Source organism: Spirochaeta lutea (assembly GCF_000758165.1).
GTDB lineage: Bacteria > Spirochaetota > Spirochaetia > DSM-27196 > Salinispiraceae > Spirochaeta_D > Spirochaeta_D lutea.
Genome location: NZ_JNUP01000041.1, coordinates 14,443 through 32,699, shown reverse-complemented (window position 1 = coordinate 32,699; position 18,257 = coordinate 14,443). Strand labels below are relative to the sequence as shown.

Sequence of the window (18,257 nt, the reverse complement as noted above, 5' to 3'; positions counted from 1 at the left end):
GTTGGTGTACAATTCTTTCTGTAAATTAGGTTGAAGAAAGCAGGCCGATCAGGCTCAAATGGTAAGTGACGAAACAAACCATAAGGAGAGCCCGATGGCCTACCAATCAGAGTATACACTTTTAGAGCAAGTGATCCAAATGTTAGCCACCAAGGAAGACAGTAAATTTTCTAAGGTGATAGAAAAGGTAGTGAACGAAGCAATGAAACTTGAGCGAGCCAAAACCCTTCAGGCCGAACCCTATGAGCGGACCGAAGATCGAATGGGCTACGCCAACGGGTTTAAGAACAAAACCTTGGCTTTGGCTACCGGGAAGGTATTACTCAAGATACCTCAAGTCCGCGGACTGGAATTCTATCCCAGCTGTATCGAAAAGGGTATTCGGAGTGAACGAGCCTTAAAACTTGCGATAGCCGAGATGTACGTAAAAGGGGTCAGTACTAGACGGGTTTCAGATATCGTAGAAATCCTATGCGGCACCGAGGTGAGCTCCTCACAGGTAAGTCGATTGGCGAAGGAGCTGGATGAAGAGGCAACATCCTGGCGATCCTCGCCGGTAGGACAAATACAGTATCTCGTGCTCGACGCTACATATGAATCAGTGCGTGTAGGCTCGAAAGTGGTCAAACAGTCCCTACTGATGGCCATAGGCGTCGATTATGAAGGCAAACGTCAGATTTTGGGCACAGAAGTAGCCAATAGCGAAGCGGAGGTAAATTGGCGATCGTTTCTAGAAGGCCTGGTTCGTAGAGGGCTCCATGGTCTGACCATGATTACCAGTGATGACCATGCGGGTCTTCGAGCAGCTATCGATGCTGTGTTTCCTGGAATCTTGTGGCAACGGTGTCAATTTCACTTGCAGCAAAATGCTCGTGGTTACGTGACAAGGAAAGACGATGTCCCGGCGGTAGCGGCGGAAATCCGCAAGGTTTTCAATGCCCCAGATGAACAGAACGCCGAAAGGTACTTGCAGAGCCTGGTAGAAAAGTATGAGAAGACCCAGCCCCGTCTTGCCCAGTGGGCTGATGAAAATCTCCGGGAGGGATTAAGCGTATTTCATATCCCGGAAAACCACAGGAGGAAGTTACGAACCTCAAATTTGGCTGAACGTCAAATGAAAGAAATAAAAAGGCGAACAAAGGTCGTAGGCGTATTCCCTAATGCCGATAGTTTGCTTCGCCTTGCGGCGGCCATGCTGATCGAACAGAACGATCAATGGCAGAATGAAAAACGGTACTTACCCGAGTCTAATGATCGCCCTGCTTTTAAAGAAATTTACAGAAAAAAGGTTGCTTAATCGAGCTCACCGGTTTGGATACCACCCTCAACAATTTTAACAAACGATCCGTACGGGGTATTCTCCGGCATGGGAACTGCCACCGATTCGCGCTCACTGGTTAGATGGGTAAACATGAGTAGATAGAGTTTTGGATTCTCATCTGCAAACGCCATGTACCGTTCACAAACCTGCTATACCAATAAAAATAACTGGAAAGAAATCATTCTTATGCAAAGTATAAATTTAAAAAATGGTATAAATAAAATCGGTATTCTTGATCTAATAATTACACAAAATGCGATTGAGAATAATTTGGAACTATTTACACGTGACAATCACTTTCAATTAATGAGTGATCTTCATGGAATAAAAATCTTCAAGTAAAAAAGACGTCAAATAACTGCTTCAACTTGACAATTCCCTTGGTATGAAAACCACTAACCCCTTCGCTCTTTCCGTAATTTTCACGCCAAGCCCTTCGGGCCGGAAATACAAGGTAAGCAAATACTGGGTGAGTTACGATGCTGCAATCTTCCCTGCTTTTTCAGAAATCCCGCGAAATACCTCAGACAATTCTTGGGGCTTGCGGATTATGATTGGGACATCAAGGGTTATCAGGCTGAAGGCCACCCAGTCTAACCGGGATGTGGACTGCCGGTAGAGAACCCCGCCGTCAACGGGTTCAAGATAGTGGGTTTCTGACGGGAGGCAACCTAGTGCATGGTCCAGGGAGGTTTTTAGCATCACTTCAACCTCAAATCTGCTCTGAACTCGTTCTATGGAACCCAAGACATGATTCAGCACGTCGAAGTTCTCAGGACGCTCGAATACTTTTTCTGTTTTGGTGACAGAACGCAGACGGTCCAGCCGGAAGGTCCGCAGGTCCTTTCTCAAATGGCAGTACCCCGCGGTATACCAATGCCCTGGGATTAACACCAACCCGTATAAATCCACTTCCCGGGTCGTTACCCTTCCATCCTGGGAAACATGGGTAATTTCTACTGTCTTTCGCTTTTTGATGGCATGATCCAGGAGCGATACAAAATCGGTATGTGGTATCTGACTGATGGGAATATAGGGGGGATTATACACCGTTACCAAGTCCTCAAGGTCGTTCACATAGCCCAGGAGCTTTTCCGGTAACAGCCGTTTTGTTTTTGCATAGGCAGCTTCTATCGCCGTTGGGTCCATGGGGAATCGCATTTGGCGCAATACCATTAGTCCAAGAATGATTGCACTGGCCTCCGAATCGTTGAATATCAGAGGGGGCAGCCGGCTTCCTCGCTCCAGGCGGTATGAACCGTAGGGTCCGCGTTCCGATGCCACCGGAATCCCCATATCCTGGAGGGTGACAATATACCGCCGTACCGTCCGCCTATCGACCTCAAGTCTGCGCGCCAGTTCGGGACCACTGATAGAACTATAGATTTCCAAGAGCTCAAGCACCGCAAGCAAGCGCATGGTTGGTGAATACAATTTTCTTCCTTTTTTTCTTTACAGGGCGAATGCTGTCCTAATCACACTGTATTATACCCATAAGAACAAAGCAAGGAGAAGAACATGGATAGGAAATTACGAACCGCATCAGCGGATTTTCCCGAACCCACACTCATATCGGTTAACGGCGTGGAACTCGAAGTCTTCGAGGCAGGTCGCGAACATAGAGGAAACCCCGTTGTACTCTGTCACGGCTGGCCGGAGCATGCATTCTCATGGCGCTATCAGATACCCGCCCTTGCCGAGGCGGGATACCATGTCATCGTCCCGAACCAGCGGGGGTACGGGAATTCGTCCTGCCCGAGGGAGGTTACAGACTATGACATTGAACACTTATCTGGTGATCTAACCGCCCTTCTTGATCATTACGGGTATCAGGATGCCACCTTCGTCGGCCATGACTGGGGTGCCATGGTTGTTTGGGGATTAACCCTACTACACCCAAGCCGGGTACGTGGGGTGATTAACCTGAGTTTACCCTACCAAGAGCGGGGTCAGAAGCCATGGATCCAGCTCCTGGAAGAACTATTGGGCAGGGACTACTATTTTGTACACTTCAACCGCCAGCCGGGGGTCGCCGACGCGGTGCTGGAAGAAAACACCTCACGGTTCTTCCGGAACCTGTACCGGAAGAATCTGCCCCCGGTCCCGCCCCAGCCGGGAATGGTAATGATGGACCTTGCCCGGGCAGAACACCCCCTGGGCGATCCGGTCATGAGCGAAGACGATCTGGCGGTGTTCATCTCCGCTTTTGAATCAACAGGGTTTACCCCCAGCATTAATTGGTACCGGAACCTGGATCGAAACTGGCATCTATTGGCAGACGCCGATCCCATCATCCACCACCCCACCCTGATGATCTATGGCGGCCGGGATAGCATTCCGAAGTTCGAGAGGCTGGGGGAATTCGTACCCAATGTCGATGTGGCGACCCTGGATTGCGGCCATTGGATCCAACAGGAAAAGCCGGAAGCAACGAACCAGCTGCTCCTGGAGTGGCTAGATCAGCGGAAAACGGCCGCGGGCGAAAACTAACGCATAGTGCGCAAAAGGTTGTAACTTTTCACCCCGGCGACACCATCCCTGGGTAGGTTCCCGGGCTGTGCCGCTATATCTGGCGTAGTTTACAACCTTTTGCGCACTACAAAAATACAGGAGGCTTGCATGGGTGATCCCGACCCAGCCAAAATACTGAACTTCACCACGGCTGCAGAGCTTGGACGGTGGCTCAAAGAACACCATGAGAAGGAATCCGAACTCTGGATTAAAATATTCAAGAAACACAGCGGGGTTCCCAGCGTAGATTGGAATGATGTCGTAATAGAAAGCCTTTGCTGGGGCTGGATCGACGGTATCAAAAAAACGATCGATGAGACGGCCTATCTTCAGCGAATCACCCCAAGAAATCTGCGCAGCAGCTGGTCTCAGCGAAACCGGGAGCATGTGGAACGGCTCATTGATGAGGGCCGGATGCAGGAGTCGGGATTGGCAGCAGTTCGCGCGGCCAAGGAAGACGGGCGCTGGGAAAAGGCCTATGCGGTCAGGGACATGAAAATCCCCCCAGACTTCTTGGCTGCGGTGAAACAAGACCCGACGGCCAGCCGGTTTTTTGAAAGGTTAACAAAAACCAGTAGATACGCCATTGCCCTCGGGCTCACCTCAGCCAAGCGGACCGAAACCCGGGAGCGGCGGTTCGCCAAGTACCTGGACAAGCTCAGGCGAGGAGAGAAGCCCGGGTTCTGATTCTTTTCCTAGTGTTCAAAAGGTTGTAAGATCCCAGTTCAGGTACCGGTCTCTGGACCAGCGAAGAAACTTCATCAGCTCCTGATTCACTTCGTGGCAGTTAAAATACTCACTGTCAAAATTCCCGCCGGACCAGTTCATGAGCATTTCATGATCCTCATGATTCGGGTCTTGTATGGCTTCACAGAACTCTTCATACCCGGGGAGTCCCCCGACATCTTCCGGGGGACAGGCTCGTTCACCCTCCAGACAACTGATCTCGGTTTGCAATTCAGGGTCAACGTATCGGCTATCTTCAAGGGTCAATTCATGCTCCCAGCTGTCTCCAAAATCATACATATAGCGGAAGGTGCGTCCCTTCTGTTTGATAAGATCGCCAAGGCGATATCTACCGCATGGAAGCCCGTCTTCTTTGAATTCCGGATACTCGGTGTAGCGCTTATTCCCTATAGTGAACTCATGGAGATGGCTGTCTGTCCATCCCATGGTAATCTGAATGACATCATGCAGTCGGTCCAATGGTATGCTTGCCGGTACTACAAACCGACGCCATATGGCAGGCTCGATATCCAGCAGTTGAATTTTCAGCAGGTAGGTTCGTTCTCTCATTTCGTTCCCTCATTTCTTATTCTCATATTTTGACCAGAAGCTGTATTTGCGGCCATGATTCTGCATGATTTGTTCTTTAAAGATACCATGAGTGCTACTATGGTTCCAATCGTCAACCTAGGCCTTAAGGAATCAGGCGAGTACGTTCCTCGTGTAATTCCGACCCATCCCTATTTCGCCAATCGTTCTAAGGTTTGAGAGATATCCTCCTTCTTACATTCGCCCGAGGCAACTTGCATTACTAAGGGATACAGTTCATGATTCTCATCAAATACTTCTAATCCATTTATATCTAAAAATACTAATGCTGCAGCTAAACCAACCCGTTTATTTCCATCAATAAATGGATGATTTTGGCAAATATGGAAGAGGTACGCTGCTGCTTTATCAAAAAGCGATTGGTGGAGGTAAGCGCCGGAAAAACTCGTTTCCGGCATTGCAAGTGCTGAGCTCAAAAGTCCTGAATCGCGTAGATCAGGAGTACCACCATAGTTGAGGAGTTGATCTTGATGGATTAGCAATACCTCCGCATAGGTCAGAAAACGGATTCCACTCATTTAGCAAGATCTTCCAAAGTTTTCCGATGCCGTTTGTTCACCTTCGCAAGGCTATGAAGGAAATCTGCTTCATTTGGCTGCTGATGAAGCGGTGAAATGATGATGTTTTTACCATCAGTAATAATCTCTAAGTCAGTATCCAAATCTATGTTCAACAGCTGGAGAATAGGCTTCTCAATGACCAATGCAGCGCTATTACCATGCTGAATTAGCTTTTTCGTCATAGCGGTGCCTCCAGTATCTATTGTAACAATGCTGTGTTTACAATTCAAGTATTGAACCGCCACGGAATTTCCGGAGACTGTTTTATGTGACCACAGTCCACTTGCTATGCCTTCCATCTGATTATAATGCGCCTCATCACATTCAGCCGGGGGGTTCAGGTTACCATCTCGGCCTAGATGAAGTGCACTACTCACCCTTTATGTGATACCAAGAAATCTTTAATTACAGAAAACTGATCTAATATTACATGCCCTGTATCTTCTAAGATGTGTATTTCAGAATGGGGAAGCAGGTTTTTAATCCGTTCGCCTGTTTTTACCGAATCAATAAGTGCATCGTGGTCTCCGCCGAAAAATTGAACGGGTCCGGAAATGGTTTTAAGCATTTCATCGCTAAATACGGGGATTCTTTCCATGACCGGAATAAAATGTCTGGATACAAGTGCCTGAAACGCCAGCACCTCTGATGGGACAACCGTTTTGTGGTAGATTGCTTTGCTTAATAGCTTTTGCCCTACCTCTCCAAGCATCATGAAAAAAATCGCTTTTACAATAAAGCTTCGTTTGGCGGGAACTATGCCTGAAGTTGTTAGCATGGAAATCGCAGTAACCCTGCCTGGATTCGTAATTGCAAAGTTCAGGGCATACCAACTCCCCAGACTCGTTGTTAGGAACGAAGCTTTTTTGATGGTAAGGTTATCCAGCAGGGAAGTAAGCCATTTTTTGGGAGATTCAGAATCCAGGATACATCGGGCCGGTTCGCTCAATCCGGGTTCGCCGGGGATATCTACACAATACACACAGAAATGGTCAATGAAGTTTGAAATAGTGCCCAACCAGGCGGCGCTGTTTGATGCAGAACCGTGAAGCATAATAAGCGGCGGTTTGGTTACTTCGCCAAATCTGAGTACATGGGTGCGCGCCACCTCTGTTGGAATAAAGAGCTGCTTGAACGCCGTATGTGAATGGTTCTCTAGTACTTTTTGGTATGATGATTCTACGATGTTCCGACCTTCCTCGGTTTTATACACAGGTTTATTCATAGTATTCTCCCTGTTTACGGCATAATACATCAAATGAGCGTAAGACCCTCCCGATGAATCCGGGGCTTCCGTAAAACACATACTTTGCCTTCTGAATCTCGGGATAATAGAAAAAGTCAAACCGTGATTTTCCATTACTTTCTTTTTCACTATTCAGCAAAGCATTCAAGGAGTTAGATATTCTTGTCGCCTCTTCAGAATTCTGTTCAGAGATTTCAACAACAGCTGAAACACTTATCCGTTCTCCAATGGTATCGTAATTGGGTACAAGCACCTGAGCTGGTTCGCTTGACAGCTCACTGTGACAATACCTCTTCAGGTCATCTTCGCTGACCATCCAGGAACGACCAATTTTCCGGGCTTGTATCTTTCCTTCATTGATGAACCGCAAAATGGTTTTCGGATGCAGCTTTAGTATGGTTGATAACTCTGAAACCGAGTATAGTTTTAGCTCCATACCATCTCCTTAGGTAATTATAGGTAACATTATTGCACAATAAGGAATGTTTGTAAAGATTTTTTAGTAGCTTTGCGGTTCTTTACGTAGTATTACGGAGTATTAAATCATGTCATGTCTTATTCTTCGGTGGCGACTCTGGGTTCTGGGCACTCGCATCAAGGAGAATGGGATCCTTTTACTGGTATACATTGTGAACATTATTGAAGGTGATCTCAGCGAGTCTCAAGGCCGTATCCGCTGTTTTCATAGTCATAAACAACGAATTCTATGATTCTTTCCAACGGTATAGATTGTCAAATTCTGACTCGCCAATCTTGACAAAACCATTTGAACTGTAAAAGGAATTACTGCGTCTTTCCTTCAACGCTTCAAGTTCTATTCCCGTGTTATTAACCAGTGCGATCTGCTTTGCGTGATTAAGCAACTTTGTTCCAATTCCCCTACCCTGGAATTTGGGATCAATATAAAGATGATTTAGGAAGAGTTTTTGTTCACCGAGAGTTACCATATAAAAACCAAGGATTTCTTCCCCTCGCATGACAACAGTTGTCTGTTCTGGAATAAAACTGTTTCTAAACCGCTCAGTTGCCCTGGTGGAAATGGTAACTTAAATTCCCCCGGCTATGGAAAGTAAACAGTGACCAAGGTACAACCGAAGACCGAGCATATACGGCGTGATGATGCAGTATTTTATCAGGATATTTGACGAATTGCCTGAGCCAAGCAGGGCGGAGGGGGCAATATGAGAAGTTGCCGGCGAGAGCTTGCGACCAAAGGCAATTTGGTTGGAGCCGAAGGCGGAATCTCATATTCGCTGTTATAGGCGGTACCGCGCCATCTTCGGTTTTTAGTTTCTTAAAAAACCCCGCGCCCCACCGCCGGAGCACAGGACGTTCGGAGGCGGTTCGTCATTCTTGTTCCGCTAGAACATTTTCATAGATCTCTTTGGCCAGAATGGGAAATATTGTCTTTTGAAATTCATAATCATCCATATATCTAGTGACGATTTCATCATTTTCTGCCATTCGCTGCATCATAAGAGATTCAAGGATTTTTTTAATTCCCAGTTCAAACTTGTCGAGATTATTTGCTTTCGCAGTTTGAATGATGCGTTCATCTTTTGCAGCTTTTTCCTTGATTTGTTCAAAGAAAAGCCTATCTTCTTCAGAGAAATCTGTTCCGAACCGTTCATTGAGGGAATTAATAATCTCTGATAACGGCTTCTGCTCATCCTCCGCCTTGCCCGTTCCAACTGCAGTTGGGCTTTTCACACCAAGTTGCTCACCAGGCTCCATCACAATAGTACCGGACATCACTTTTTCTATTCTGTAATATTCAAGAACAACCTCTTTTTCAGGATTAGGGTTAACTCCATCCTCGCCCAAATCAAGATGAGGAATTAAATATCGACCAAAGCTGTAGAGCATTTCCAGCTCAGGATCAGAGTAGGGAATTATTTGACTCACGAAGGAATAAAACCGGGTAAATGCCGTGAGACGATCATAGAAGTGGGCTTTTCCTTCTTCATCAAGGAGCTTAAAACGGTCAACCGCGGGTTGAATCATCTTTTCCATTCTTGCGTGATCGGATGGATTCTGCTTGTATTGGGGCAAATAGAACACATGGCAGAATCCGACTACCTCGGACCAAAGATAGACCTGCAAGGCATTCATTTCATGTTTCAGTTTTTCAAGGTGTGTAGGATCAGAAGGTTCCTGTAAGGTTGTGGAATTATAATACGGCTTAAAGGCCATATAAATATCTTCTGTCTGATTCACGAAATCGAGTACAAAGGGGGCTTCTTTACCAGGGCTGGTTCTGTTGAGCCGTGAAAGCGTCTGAACTGCCTGCACACCATCTAGCCGCTTATCAACATACATGGCACAGAGAAGGGGCTGATCAAAGCCGGTTTGGTATTTATTGGCAACGAGAAGAACCTGGTAGTCAGAAGAATCGAATTTCTCAGGCAACTGAGCCTCAGAAATATTTTTCCCCGTTACAACATCTATATTCATAGAGGGCTCGGTGTATTCTTTGTCAGTATCCGGGTCTTTTACCGTTCCGCTGAAAGCTACCAAAGGTCGTATATCGGTATAACTATTCTCTTTAATGTATTTCTCAAAAGAAAGCATGTACCTGACAGCATGCAATCGCGATCCTGTTACAACCATGGCTTTCCCGCGGCCGCCCAACTTGTGTTTTACATGATCACGAAAATGCTCAATCATGATCTCGGTTTTCTGCTCTATATTGTGCGGATGAAGGGCCAGAAATTTCCCCAGTTTTTTGGCTGCCTTTTTCTTTGGCATGGCCGGATCTTCTTCGGCTTTCTTTATCAGCTTGTAATAGGTTTTGTATGTGGTATAGCGACCTAGCACATCGAGAATAAATCCCTCTTCGATGGCCTGTTTCATGGAATAGGTGTGAAATGCCTCCGGTTTACCACTGGGGCCTTTCGACCCAAAGAGTTCCAGTGTTTTGCCCTTGGGTGTGGCAGTAAAGGCAAAGAAACTGAGGTTCTTTTGCCGTCCCCGGGACTCCATTACCTTGTTAAGGCCGTCCTCCCAATCCAGTTCGCTTTCTTCCGTACCCTGTTCCGTCCCGGCTCCAAGAATCCTTTTTAATTCACGGGCGGTTTCACCAGACTGACTGGAATGGGCCTCGTCAACAATTACCGCATACTTGCGGGATGCGATGGCTTCCTGCCATTCCTGGGCTCTGGTGATGGCTGCCTCATCGGGTTTATTCGGGTTATCCGCTCCGGCTATGTGAAGCAAACCCCGCAAAATGAACGGGAACTTTTGCAGGGTTGTAATGACAATCTTGGTTCCATCGATAAGGGCCTCTGCCAACTGTTTTGAGTTTTCATCAATGGCTTTAACCACACCCTGGGCATGTTCTATCTGATAGATCGCGTCCTGAAGCTGCTTGTCCAAGACTCGCCTGTCGGTAATAACAATTACGCAGTCGAAAATTTTAATATCTGCAGCGTTATGCAGGCTGGACAGACGATGAGATAGCCAGGAAATACTGTTTGTTTTCCCGCTTCCTGCGGAGTGCTGGATAAGGTAATTATTTCCGGTTCCATCATTTCTTGAGGTCTTTATGAGCTTTCGAACGCTGTCTAATTGATGATAACGGGGAAAGATCATGGTTTCCTTGGTCCGTTTTTTTCTGCCACCAGCACCGTCATCAATAGTTTCTTCCACGGTTTCAAGAAAAATGAAGCTGGAGACAATATCCAAGAAGCTGTCGCGCGCGAGTATTTCTTCCCAGAAGTAGCCGGTTCTGTGTCCTGAAGGGTGAGCAGGATTTCCTCGACCGCATTCAATTTCCCCGGGAGCACTGCCTCGGTTAAAGGGTAAGAAATAGGTTTTCTGCCTATTCAGTTTGGTGGTCATGTAGGCTTCATCGGGATCAATGGCAAAATGAACCAAGGCTCCTTTTTTGAACTGAAACAACGGCGCATTGGGATCCCTGTCTGTTTTATATTGGCCTATGGCGTGTTTCCAGGTTTGACCGGTTGCCGGATTTTTTAGTTCAATCGTTACCAAGGGAATACCATTGAGGGACAACACCATATCCATGGTGCTTCCATCCTGGGGATGACAGGGAACCTGGCGCGTTACATGGAGGCGATTCTTGTCATACAGTTCCTGGGTTTCTAAAACCAGCGAGTGAGCAGGCTTGTAATACGCGAGCTTGAAGACCTTTCCGTAGAATTTGAAGCCATGGCGGATTATATAGAGCGTTCCCTTGGAAATCCTTTCCTTAACCAGGGTTTCTATGACTTTCGCTTCCAGCTCCGAACCATGGAGTGTCTCCATTTGCTGCCACAGGTCGCCTTGGGTGTCTTTGATAAAAGAGATCACATAGTCAGAAAAAAGGGCTTTCTGCTTGTTCCATATTTGATTGCTCCCGGTCAGCCAGTCCCGAGTGGTTAATACTTCCTGAATATAGGCTTCAAAGGCTTTTTCGGTTGTTGCTTTCATTCATCTTCTCCGTTTTGACATTCAAATTCATGGAACTTCAGCCACTTCGCCATACCGTCAAGATCGGGAAAGAGCTGTTTATCAAATACACCATATAAATCGAGCCGCTTTCGTATGGACTCGTGGGCATCAGCTTTTATGACAATTTCCAGATAGTCCTTCTCTTCTAGGGGAGTTAAAGGGTTAAAGCAGGCTAAGAGAACGACGTCCTGAGTTCGTATGCGCTGGGATACATGGGGAGGTTCATAGATCACGTTTGCGGTTATATCGAATGGGGTGAATGAACTGGCGTAATTCAGGGACTTTTTTTTAACAGAAGAATCACTGGACTCGTCCTCATCATCATAAGAGTCAGGTTCGCTTTCGCCATCTATCCCATACTGACTGTAGGGATCACCATCTGTAGTTTGGCTTGTGTCCTCTTCATCATCCGCCTCCAGATCTGACTTTTCCTGTTGGTTTTTTAAATCACTGTAATTATCCGGCTGCTGGATCAACACATACACCGCGCTATCCATAAGAGTGCCATCTTTATCTTTTTTTGTGTTTCGTGTAGCGAAGTACAAGGCTACCAGAGGATTCGTGGTCCAATCCATGAACCGAGTCGGCAGACCATGGTGTTGGGCCAGAGCCAGCATTCCCCACTCATCAGGTGGTATATGATTCACATGACCTATGACATGGTTCGCGAAGGTTGTTAGTGTGCGTTTTTCAATTTGTGTCAGTTCTGTCGGCGATTTTTTCTTTAGGTACTCGTATCGTGCCAGGGAAGGCCATAGCGTATACCCATCCTGGACGCGTTTCTCCTGTCCACGGTAGTAAGGCCTTTTGATACTGATCTCGTCTTTTATTATCCTGAGATAATCCTCAAAGTTTTCTACTTCATGGAGAACATTGCTCATTGGAACAGCTCCGGTAATTCCGCCAGATTGCAGGCATCAGCGTAAGCGTTAATCAGAATCAATTTTTGTGACTTCTTGGCTTTGCAGCCCTGAATCTGGAAATCTGTAAGCTGGCTGACAGCTACTGCATATATCCGGGTAACCAGTGACAGAAATTGTTCATTGTGAGCATCAGGGTTAATGATAATGGTTTTTTTATGGCTGTTTGATCTGAGTATGTCGTTGAAGTGCTCGTCGGCGGAGTTCAAGGAATAGCCAATTATAACAATAACGTCGGCTTTCTCCAGCCAATCAGATGCTGAGTACCAGGTTTTTATATAATGATGGGAGAGAATCGGTTTCAAACGAAGGGGCGGCACCAATGAGGGGATAAGACAAACGGAGTTAGCTGGGTTTTCTTTATCAAACTTTAGGCTTGGACAAACCTGCTGCTCCAGCAACTCTGTAGGGTTTTTATCATCATATTGGTCAAAGCGAAGCAGTTCCCGATTGTCCATGCGGACATAGGTCAATAAGCCTCCATGAAAGTAAGAGCTCTTCTCTGTTCCCAGCTGACCTTGAAGAAAGCTGGTATAGTTCAGGGTAATGGCTTTCCACTCCGTAGGAATATTGGAATAAAAAGGGACGCCGCCGGAATTCTTCGCTTTCACTTCTTTGTCTTTGTGACTCAGGAAAGCCCATAAGCACCAGGAAATATACACATAGGATTTTATGTCGGATAATTTGTTATTGTAAAAACCAAGGAATTTGTTCACCAGAAGTTGTTCGATATCCAGCATATCCGCACCAAGAGCCCGGGCGACATCATTGGCTTCAGCCTCCAGGCTCTGCTTGAGTACATAGCGGAGGATAGCTTTGAAGGTATCAGAGACGCTCATGGTTCCAAGATTCAGAATGTGGTCGTCCAAATCGAACTCATTGGCTTGATCTCCGAAAACCTCACGGATGAGAGTGCGCGTTTCTTCATCGATGGCATTGGTTGCTGAAATGCTCTGCAGTTGATTGAATAGCCTGATGATTAGCTGGCCCTGCTTTTTGATTGGTGTTGATGCATCGTCATCTGGAAGACTGCTTACCGCCTCCTGAACTCGGGCTACTGTCCACTTTAGTTGCTCAGGCTCCCGGTGAGCGATCTCAGAAATCGCATTATTGATAAACTTGTCAAAGCGAAAGGTCAGGTTGGGTATGCTATCTCGCAAGGCTTTTTCTACAGCCTTTCCTTCGTCGGTACTCAGATAAACGCTGATTTGGGAAAGCAGATCCGCCGCAACGGGAAAATCAATGCCTTTGGTCTTGTCTGCACCGGCTCCAAGAACCAGAACTACATTATCCTTACCCATGAGCAACCTCCGCTTTCATTTCTTCCCTCACATCGATCTTTCCGGTCACCGCCGAAGAGATCAGGGAGATTCGGTATTCTTTGAGACGTTCGATGGCCGTCTCTACCTTGCTGACCAGGGCATCGATTTTTGAGGTTTCCCGGTCAAGAAAGGCGGCTATGGACTGCTGTTCGGGGAGAGGGGGGAGAGGCACTTTCATTTTTCGAAGATGGTCAGGGCCAAAATGTTTTATTGTTGATCCTGCTTGAAAAATAGAAACCTGTGTATCAAATAAAGCAGAAGAAACAAACCATCTAATAAAATCTTTGGCAATTGTACCGCTATTTGGCCATAGGCGAATTATGCCGGTATATGGGATTGCTCCAACGCCAATTTCATTTACTTCACATACAAGTCCAGTGGAAGCGCTGCCACTTATAAGCAAATCCGTTTTCTTGCATTTAAAATGGTTCCATTTATCTGCAACTTTGTTTGGATCTAAAAAATTACAATCGCCCAAATTAACATATGGTCCTTGAATATTGCGGATTCGCAGCAACGGTATTCCTTCATCTTGAAAGTCTACCGCCATGATGCCCGGTCCCTCCTGAAAACCAATTACGTAAGAAAATTTCTTCACCTCCCACCCCTCCGGCACATCTCCAAGCCAGGGAACTCCCGAGGGCCTCATCTTCACCGAAGGGTCCAGCCCTTTGGTCACGGCCCGGGAGATCATGGCGCTGCGTTTTTCTTTGAGCAGATCAATTAGCTGTTTCTTTTTCTCGATCAAGGCGTCGATTCGACCGGTTTCCCGGTCAAGGAAAGCGGCAATGGCCTGCTGTTCGGGGAGAGGGGGGAGAGGGATAATGGCATCGCCAATTGCACTTTTAGGCAACCCATATCGAGTTACACCAGTTGATGCGATTTGAAATTGATGGTTAGTCGCACTTGATTGAAATTGTCTAAATAAATAATCACCCACAATCTTATTTTTTTTTGGCCGTATCATTGCTAAGTGATATCCGCATAGCAAATTCGATTCGGTTTTTACAATAAGTGAAGGTACAGCGATATCCTCCCACGATTCAGAATCTTTTGTAATCACAACATCACCAGCTTCAAGATGAAATTTCTTTATTTCTTCTGATGTTGCGGTTGTTTCCATCAGACTCAAATCTGGTGATATAAAATCATTGTAATACACGTCTGTGTAGTTACAGAGGAGTATAGGCTGTTCATCTTCACTGGGAACCTTATCAACATTGCTTACCCAGTAGTTGACAGATGTTTTCAGCCTCTTAACTTCCCAACCCTCTGGCACATCCCCCAGCCAGGGAATTCCCGAGGGCTTGTAGTTGGGGTATTTCTTTCTGCTCATTGTTTACCCCCCTTGTTCTCAAGCTGCTTTTCCAGCTTTTCCAACTGGGCCAGATCGTCCTTGTCGGCATCAATGGCTTCCTGCTGTCGGCGGGCGGTGTCAAAACTTTCATAGCGGTCGTGGGCGATTGACTTCATGGCTTGGTGGCTGATGCTCCCCAGACCATGCAATACCTGTTTATCGTTAAACTCCAGCAGTCGGTCTACATTGCTCCGCCAGAAATCCAGGGTCAGTTGTTTGCGATCCTTTACCCGCAGCTCTGCCTGCTCCAGAAAAATGACCACCAGCCGGTTCAGGGAATCGATTTCATCGGAACTCAGGTAATTCTTAGCGACAATTACGTCCTGCTTGCGCACCCGGCTGCCGCTCCAACTGGTGAGGGCCATATTGGGCTCCTCCGGGTTTGCCCGGCTGACCACCACTTCCGCAGCGGTCTTTCCGGTAACGGCAAAGAGCAGTTTGTTCTGCACCTCCGCAAAGAAGAGCTGGGCAGCCTTTTCATCGTCCTTGTAATCGGTGCTTAAGGCGAAAAGTTCCCGCACCTTCTGATAAAAGCGCTTTTCAGAAGCCCGGATTTCCCGGATGCGGGCCAGGAGCTCGTCAAAGTAGTCCAGTTTTCCCGGGTCTTTGAGCCGCTCATCGTCCATCACAAAGCCTTTGACCAGGAATTCCCGCAGCTGGGTGTTGGCCCATTTGCGGAATTGTGTTCCCCGGGGTGACTTAACCCGAAAACCTACCGCCAGAACCGCTTCCAGATTGTAATAGACCACATCATAGCTTTTACCGTCGGCGGCAGTTGTCCGGAAATTCCGGACAACTGAAGATTCTTCCAGCTCTCCTTCGGCAAAAAGGTTTTGTAGGTGCTCGCTGATGGTCTTTTTGGAGCGGTCGAAGAGCTCGGCCATTAAGGCTTGCGAAAGCCAGATAGTCTCACCGGCCAGTTTGCACTCTATTCTGTTTTTGCCGTCGGCGGTCTCGTAGATGATCAGATCGCCGGTGTTTCGTATTTCCTCGCTCATGAGACTACCCCGATGCTTCCGGTAATCTCTGCCAACATTGATACTATCTCCTGCTCCAATTCCTTAATGTCTGTCTCGATCTCTTCCAGCTCCCGGGGAGGTTCATAACGGTAGAAATGCCGGTTCAGGGGTATCTCGTAGCCGACCTTTGTCTTCTTATGGTCAATCCAGGCATCAGGGACATGGGGCAGCACTTCCCGCTTAAAGTAGTCCTCCACGTTTTCCTTGAGAGGTACATTCTCGGTATCCCTCAGGTCAGAATCCGGTTCCGGTCTGCCTTTGGCGTCCCGGCAGATTTCTGCGGTTTCATCTTTTTCACTCAGAGCCTCCAGTATCACCTTCAGCTCCGGCGCGGTTAAGCGAATGCCGGAAGCCTGATCCAACTTTTTTAGTTCCTTGAGGAAAACAGCTCTGTCCTTGAACAACTGCTCAGAGGTGGCTTTTCTCAAATCAAAAAGCAGCGTTTTGACAGCTTGTTGGCGTTTTTCCCCGGCTTCAATTTCCTGCTGACGGAGGGTTTCGTTTTTCTTTTTACTAGAAGCAATATTGATGAACCCTTTGAAATCATCCAACCGTTTTATCCGTTCTTCAGTAGCCTGAAAATTGAGGCGCAGGGGCCGTTCAACGGTGATTTTATTAAACCCGAAATCAATGTTGTCAAAGATTTTGGATACCTCAAGTTCCTTCTCCTGACCGTCAATGGTAAACTTCCGCGTCTCGTTGTGTTTGAAGTTGCCGTAGATCTTACTGATTGCGGAAATCTGGTCCGGTAGATTATCTTCCCCGTCGCCAATCTGGTGTCGCTTGTTTCCAAGGCTCTTGCGCATTTTTACAAAGTAGTTTCTGGCGTCGATAAGCTGGATCTTGCCTTTGCGCCGTTGTTCTTTCTTGTTGCTGATGATCCAGATATAGGTTGAAATACCGGTATTGTAAAAAAGCTGATCAGGCAAGGCCACAATGGCCTCCAGCCAGTCGTTTTCAATAATCCACTGCCGAATATTGGACTCACCGCTTCCCGCATCCCCTGTAAATAGAGGTGAGCCGTTAAACACGATTCCAATGCGGCTCCCACCTTCATCTGGAGTCCGCATCTTGGAAATCATGTGCTGAAGGAATAACAGGGAACCATCGTTTATGCGCGGCGTTCCTGCGCCAAAACGCCCTTCGTACCCAAGGGTATCTCTCTCGTTTTCTATGGTCTTTTGCTGCTGTTTCCACTCCACTCCAAAAGGAGGATTTGCCAGCATGTAGTCAAACTTCTGTTTTTTAAAACCGTCTTTTTCAAAGGTGCAATCCGGTTTAATGTTATCAGCGTCTTCACCCTTAATGAGCATGTCCGCCCGGCAGATGGCATAGGCTTCATCGTTCCAATCCTGGCCATACAGATGGGGCTGTGCTTCGTTGTTCAAATCCCTAATGTACTGCTCGGCGACCGATAGCATCCCACCGGTACCGCAGGCAGGGTCATAGATGGTCTTCACCACATGGCTTTTGCGTAAATCTTCCTCGGGAGAGAGAAGCAGATTTACCATCAGCCGGATCACTTCCCGGGGGGTAAAATGCTCTCCCGCCTCTTCATTGGATTGTTCAGCCCCGATTCGGATCAATTCCTCAAAAACATAGCCCATCTGTATGTTGTCGATGGTCGAAGGAGAAAGATCCATCTTATCGGAAGCAAATTGCTTGATGACATTGAATAAAAGATTCTTTTCATTGAGCCTGTTAACCTGAATTCCAAAATCAAAGCGCTCAAAAATTTGACGAATATTGGGAGAAAAGGAATTGATATAGCTGTTCAGGTTGGGGGCAATATGATTCGGGTCATCCAGAAGTCTTGGGAAATTCAGTTTTGACAGGTTGTAAAACGGGACTCCCGTAATTTCTCTTAGTTTGGCATTGATAATGTTTTCAGATTTTCCTTTCAGGGATTGAAACTCTTCAAGCACCTTTGCTTTTGTAGGATCAAGAATACAGTCAAAGCGTCTTAATACCGTTAATGGAAGGATTACTTTTCGGTATTCATTCCTTTTATACGGTCCACGGAGCAGATTACAGATACTCCAGATAAAATTTGCCATTTGACTATGGGACTGTATTGCCATTTAGTTCTCCAATCAGTTTTTATTTCCTAGCCCGGCATGGACGCCGGGCTTCTTGGGGCGCGGGGATTTTAAAATCTTCCGCATTGTCATTCTATCATATCCAAATTTGTCTCGGCGCGATATTATCTATAAC

General features: G+C 46.7%; 17 protein-coding genes. 3 read left to right on the top strand and 14 right to left on the bottom strand.

Features of this window, described 5'->3' with window-relative positions:
• Positions 1–94: 94 nt before the first annotated feature.
• Entirely contained in the window at positions 95–1,297 is a 1,203-nt protein-coding gene (locus tag DC28_RS04725; RefSeq protein WP_037545877.1) for an IS256 family transposase, read from the top strand.
• Here the strand turns inward: DC28_RS04725 and DC28_RS16395 are convergent.
• Positions 1,294–1,452: a hypothetical protein gene (locus tag DC28_RS16395; RefSeq protein ID WP_156104583.1), complete on the bottom strand. Its 159-nt coding sequence runs from the start codon at positions 1,450–1,452 to the stop codon at positions 1,294–1,296. The genes DC28_RS04725 and DC28_RS16395 overlap by 4 nt on opposite strands.
• A gap of 343 nt (positions 1,453–1,795) precedes the next feature.
• Positions 1,796–2,740 (bottom strand): helix-turn-helix transcriptional regulator, encoded by a 945-nt coding sequence (locus DC28_RS04715; protein ID WP_037546449.1) that lies wholly within the window; start codon positions 2,738–2,740, stop codon positions 1,796–1,798.
• Positions 2,741–2,839: 99 nt separating this feature from the next.
• Here DC28_RS04715 and DC28_RS04710 point away from each other — a divergent pair, with 99 nt between their 5' ends.
• Together DC28_RS04710 and DC28_RS04705 are read left to right on the top strand one after the other, a co-directional pair.
• Positions 2,840–3,811 carry an alpha/beta fold hydrolase gene (locus DC28_RS04710; RefSeq protein WP_037546448.1) on the top strand — a complete coding sequence of 324 codons (972 nt, stop codon included), beginning with the start codon at positions 2,840–2,842 and terminating at the stop codon, positions 3,809–3,811.
• 129 nt (positions 3,812–3,940) lie between these two features.
• Complete coding sequence (locus tag DC28_RS04705) at positions 3,941–4,519, top strand: YdeI/OmpD-associated family protein (RefSeq protein ID WP_037546447.1); 579 nt, start codon at positions 3,941–3,943, stop codon at positions 4,517–4,519.
• Positions 4,520–4,534: 15 nt separating this feature from the next.
• On the opposite strand, the gene DC28_RS04700 is transcribed toward DC28_RS04705, so the two are convergent.
• The 12 genes from DC28_RS04700 to DC28_RS04645 all read right to left on the bottom strand — a co-directional run bounded on the left by DC28_RS04700 (position 4,535) and on the right by DC28_RS04645 (position 18,124).
• Positions 4,535–5,128, bottom strand: coding sequence for a plasmid pRiA4b ORF-3 family protein (locus DC28_RS04700; protein ID WP_037546446.1), 594 nt, complete (start codon positions 5,126–5,128; stop codon positions 4,535–4,537).
• Between the two features lie 170 nt (positions 5,129–5,298).
• Entirely contained in the window at positions 5,299–5,685 is a 387-nt protein-coding gene (locus tag DC28_RS04695) for a type II toxin-antitoxin system death-on-curing family toxin (RefSeq protein WP_037546445.1), read from the bottom strand.
• Entirely contained in the window at positions 5,682–5,909 is a 228-nt protein-coding gene (locus tag DC28_RS04690; RefSeq protein ID WP_037546444.1) for an AbrB/MazE/SpoVT family DNA-binding domain-containing protein, read from the bottom strand. The genes DC28_RS04695 and DC28_RS04690 overlap by 4 nt, the downstream gene beginning before the upstream one ends.
• Positions 5,910–6,100: 191 nt before the next feature.
• Positions 6,101–6,952 (bottom strand): alpha/beta fold hydrolase, encoded by an 852-nt coding sequence (locus DC28_RS04685; RefSeq protein WP_037546443.1) that lies wholly within the window; start codon positions 6,950–6,952, stop codon positions 6,101–6,103.
• Entirely contained in the window at positions 6,945–7,409 is a 465-nt protein-coding gene (locus tag DC28_RS04680) for a helix-turn-helix domain-containing protein (protein ID WP_037546442.1), read from the bottom strand. The genes DC28_RS04685 and DC28_RS04680 overlap by 8 nt, the downstream gene beginning before the upstream one ends.
• Before the next feature lie 268 nt (positions 7,410–7,677).
• Entirely contained in the window at positions 7,678–8,013 is a 336-nt protein-coding gene (locus tag DC28_RS16915) for a GNAT family N-acetyltransferase (protein WP_408020229.1), read from the bottom strand.
• Between the two features lie 307 nt (positions 8,014–8,320).
• Entirely contained in the window at positions 8,321–11,404 is a 3,084-nt protein-coding gene (locus DC28_RS04670; protein WP_037546441.1) for a type I restriction endonuclease subunit R, read from the bottom strand.
• Positions 11,401–12,306, bottom strand: coding sequence for an FRG domain-containing protein (locus tag DC28_RS04665; RefSeq protein ID WP_037546438.1), 906 nt, complete (start codon positions 12,304–12,306; stop codon positions 11,401–11,403). The genes DC28_RS04670 and DC28_RS04665 overlap by 4 nt, the downstream gene beginning before the upstream one ends.
• Positions 12,303–13,646 (bottom strand): hypothetical protein, encoded by a 1,344-nt coding sequence (locus DC28_RS04660; RefSeq protein ID WP_037546436.1) that lies wholly within the window; start codon positions 13,644–13,646, stop codon positions 12,303–12,305. The genes DC28_RS04665 and DC28_RS04660 overlap by 4 nt, the downstream gene beginning before the upstream one ends.
• Positions 13,639–15,003 (bottom strand): restriction endonuclease subunit S, encoded by a 1,365-nt coding sequence (locus DC28_RS04655; RefSeq protein ID WP_037546435.1) that lies wholly within the window; start codon positions 15,001–15,003, stop codon positions 13,639–13,641. The genes DC28_RS04660 and DC28_RS04655 overlap by 8 nt, the downstream gene beginning before the upstream one ends.
• Positions 15,000–16,022, bottom strand: a complete 1,023-nt coding sequence (locus DC28_RS04650; RefSeq protein WP_037546434.1) for a virulence RhuM family protein — start codon at positions 16,020–16,022, stop codon at positions 15,000–15,002. Before DC28_RS04650 ends, DC28_RS04655 begins: the two co-directional genes overlap by 4 nt.
• Complete coding sequence (locus DC28_RS04645) at positions 16,019–18,124, bottom strand: type I restriction-modification system subunit M (RefSeq protein ID WP_037546433.1); 2,106 nt, start codon at positions 18,122–18,124, stop codon at positions 16,019–16,021. Before DC28_RS04645 ends, DC28_RS04650 begins: the two co-directional genes overlap by 4 nt.
• Positions 18,125–18,257 lie beyond the last annotated feature (133 nt).

Bases quoted from the DNA above. Each gene is read 5' to 3' on its own strand.
- DC28_RS04655 (WP_037546435.1), bottom strand. From the start codon at position 15,003: ATGAGCAGAAAGAAATACCCCAACTACAAGCCCTCGGGAATTCCCTGG.
- DC28_RS04665 (WP_037546438.1), bottom strand. From the start codon at position 12,306: ATGAGCAATGTTCTCCATGAAGTAGAAAACTTTGAGGATTATCTCAGG.
- DC28_RS04700 (WP_037546446.1), bottom strand. From the start codon at position 5,128: ATGAGAGAACGAACCTACCTGCTGAAAATTCAACTGCTGGATATCGAG.
- DC28_RS04670 (WP_037546441.1), bottom strand. From the start codon at position 11,404: ATGAAAGCAACAACCGAAAAAGCCTTTGAAGCCTATATTCAGGAAGTA.
- DC28_RS04680 (WP_037546442.1), bottom strand. From the start codon at position 7,409: ATGGAGCTAAAACTATACTCGGTTTCAGAGTTATCAACCATACTAAAG.
- DC28_RS04710 (WP_037546448.1), top strand. From the start codon at position 2,840: ATGGATAGGAAATTACGAACCGCATCAGCGGATTTTCCCGAACCCACA.
- DC28_RS04715 (WP_037546449.1), bottom strand. From the start codon at position 2,740: ATGCGCTTGCTTGCGGTGCTTGAGCTCTTGGAAATCTATAGTTCTATC.
- DC28_RS04660 (WP_037546436.1), bottom strand. From the start codon at position 13,646: ATGGGTAAGGATAATGTAGTTCTGGTTCTTGGAGCCGGTGCAGACAAG.
- DC28_RS04685 (WP_037546443.1), bottom strand. From the start codon at position 6,952: ATGAATAAACCTGTGTATAAAACCGAGGAAGGTCGGAACATCGTAGAA.
- DC28_RS04645 (WP_037546433.1), bottom strand. From the start codon at position 18,124: ATGGCAATACAGTCCCATAGTCAAATGGCAAATTTTATCTGGAGTATC.
- DC28_RS04690 (WP_037546444.1), bottom strand. From the start codon at position 5,909: ATGACGAAAAAGCTAATTCAGCATGGTAATAGCGCTGCATTGGTCATT.
- DC28_RS04725 (WP_037545877.1), top strand. From the start codon at position 95: ATGGCCTACCAATCAGAGTATACACTTTTAGAGCAAGTGATCCAAATG.
- DC28_RS04705 (WP_037546447.1), top strand. From the start codon at position 3,941: ATGGGTGATCCCGACCCAGCCAAAATACTGAACTTCACCACGGCTGCA.
- DC28_RS04695 (WP_037546445.1), bottom strand. From the start codon at position 5,685: ATGAGTGGAATCCGTTTTCTGACCTATGCGGAGGTATTGCTAATCCAT.
- DC28_RS16395 (WP_156104583.1), bottom strand. From the start codon at position 1,452: ATGGCGTTTGCAGATGAGAATCCAAAACTCTATCTACTCATGTTTACC.
- DC28_RS04650 (WP_037546434.1), bottom strand. From the start codon at position 16,022: ATGAGCGAGGAAATACGAAACACCGGCGATCTGATCATCTACGAGACC.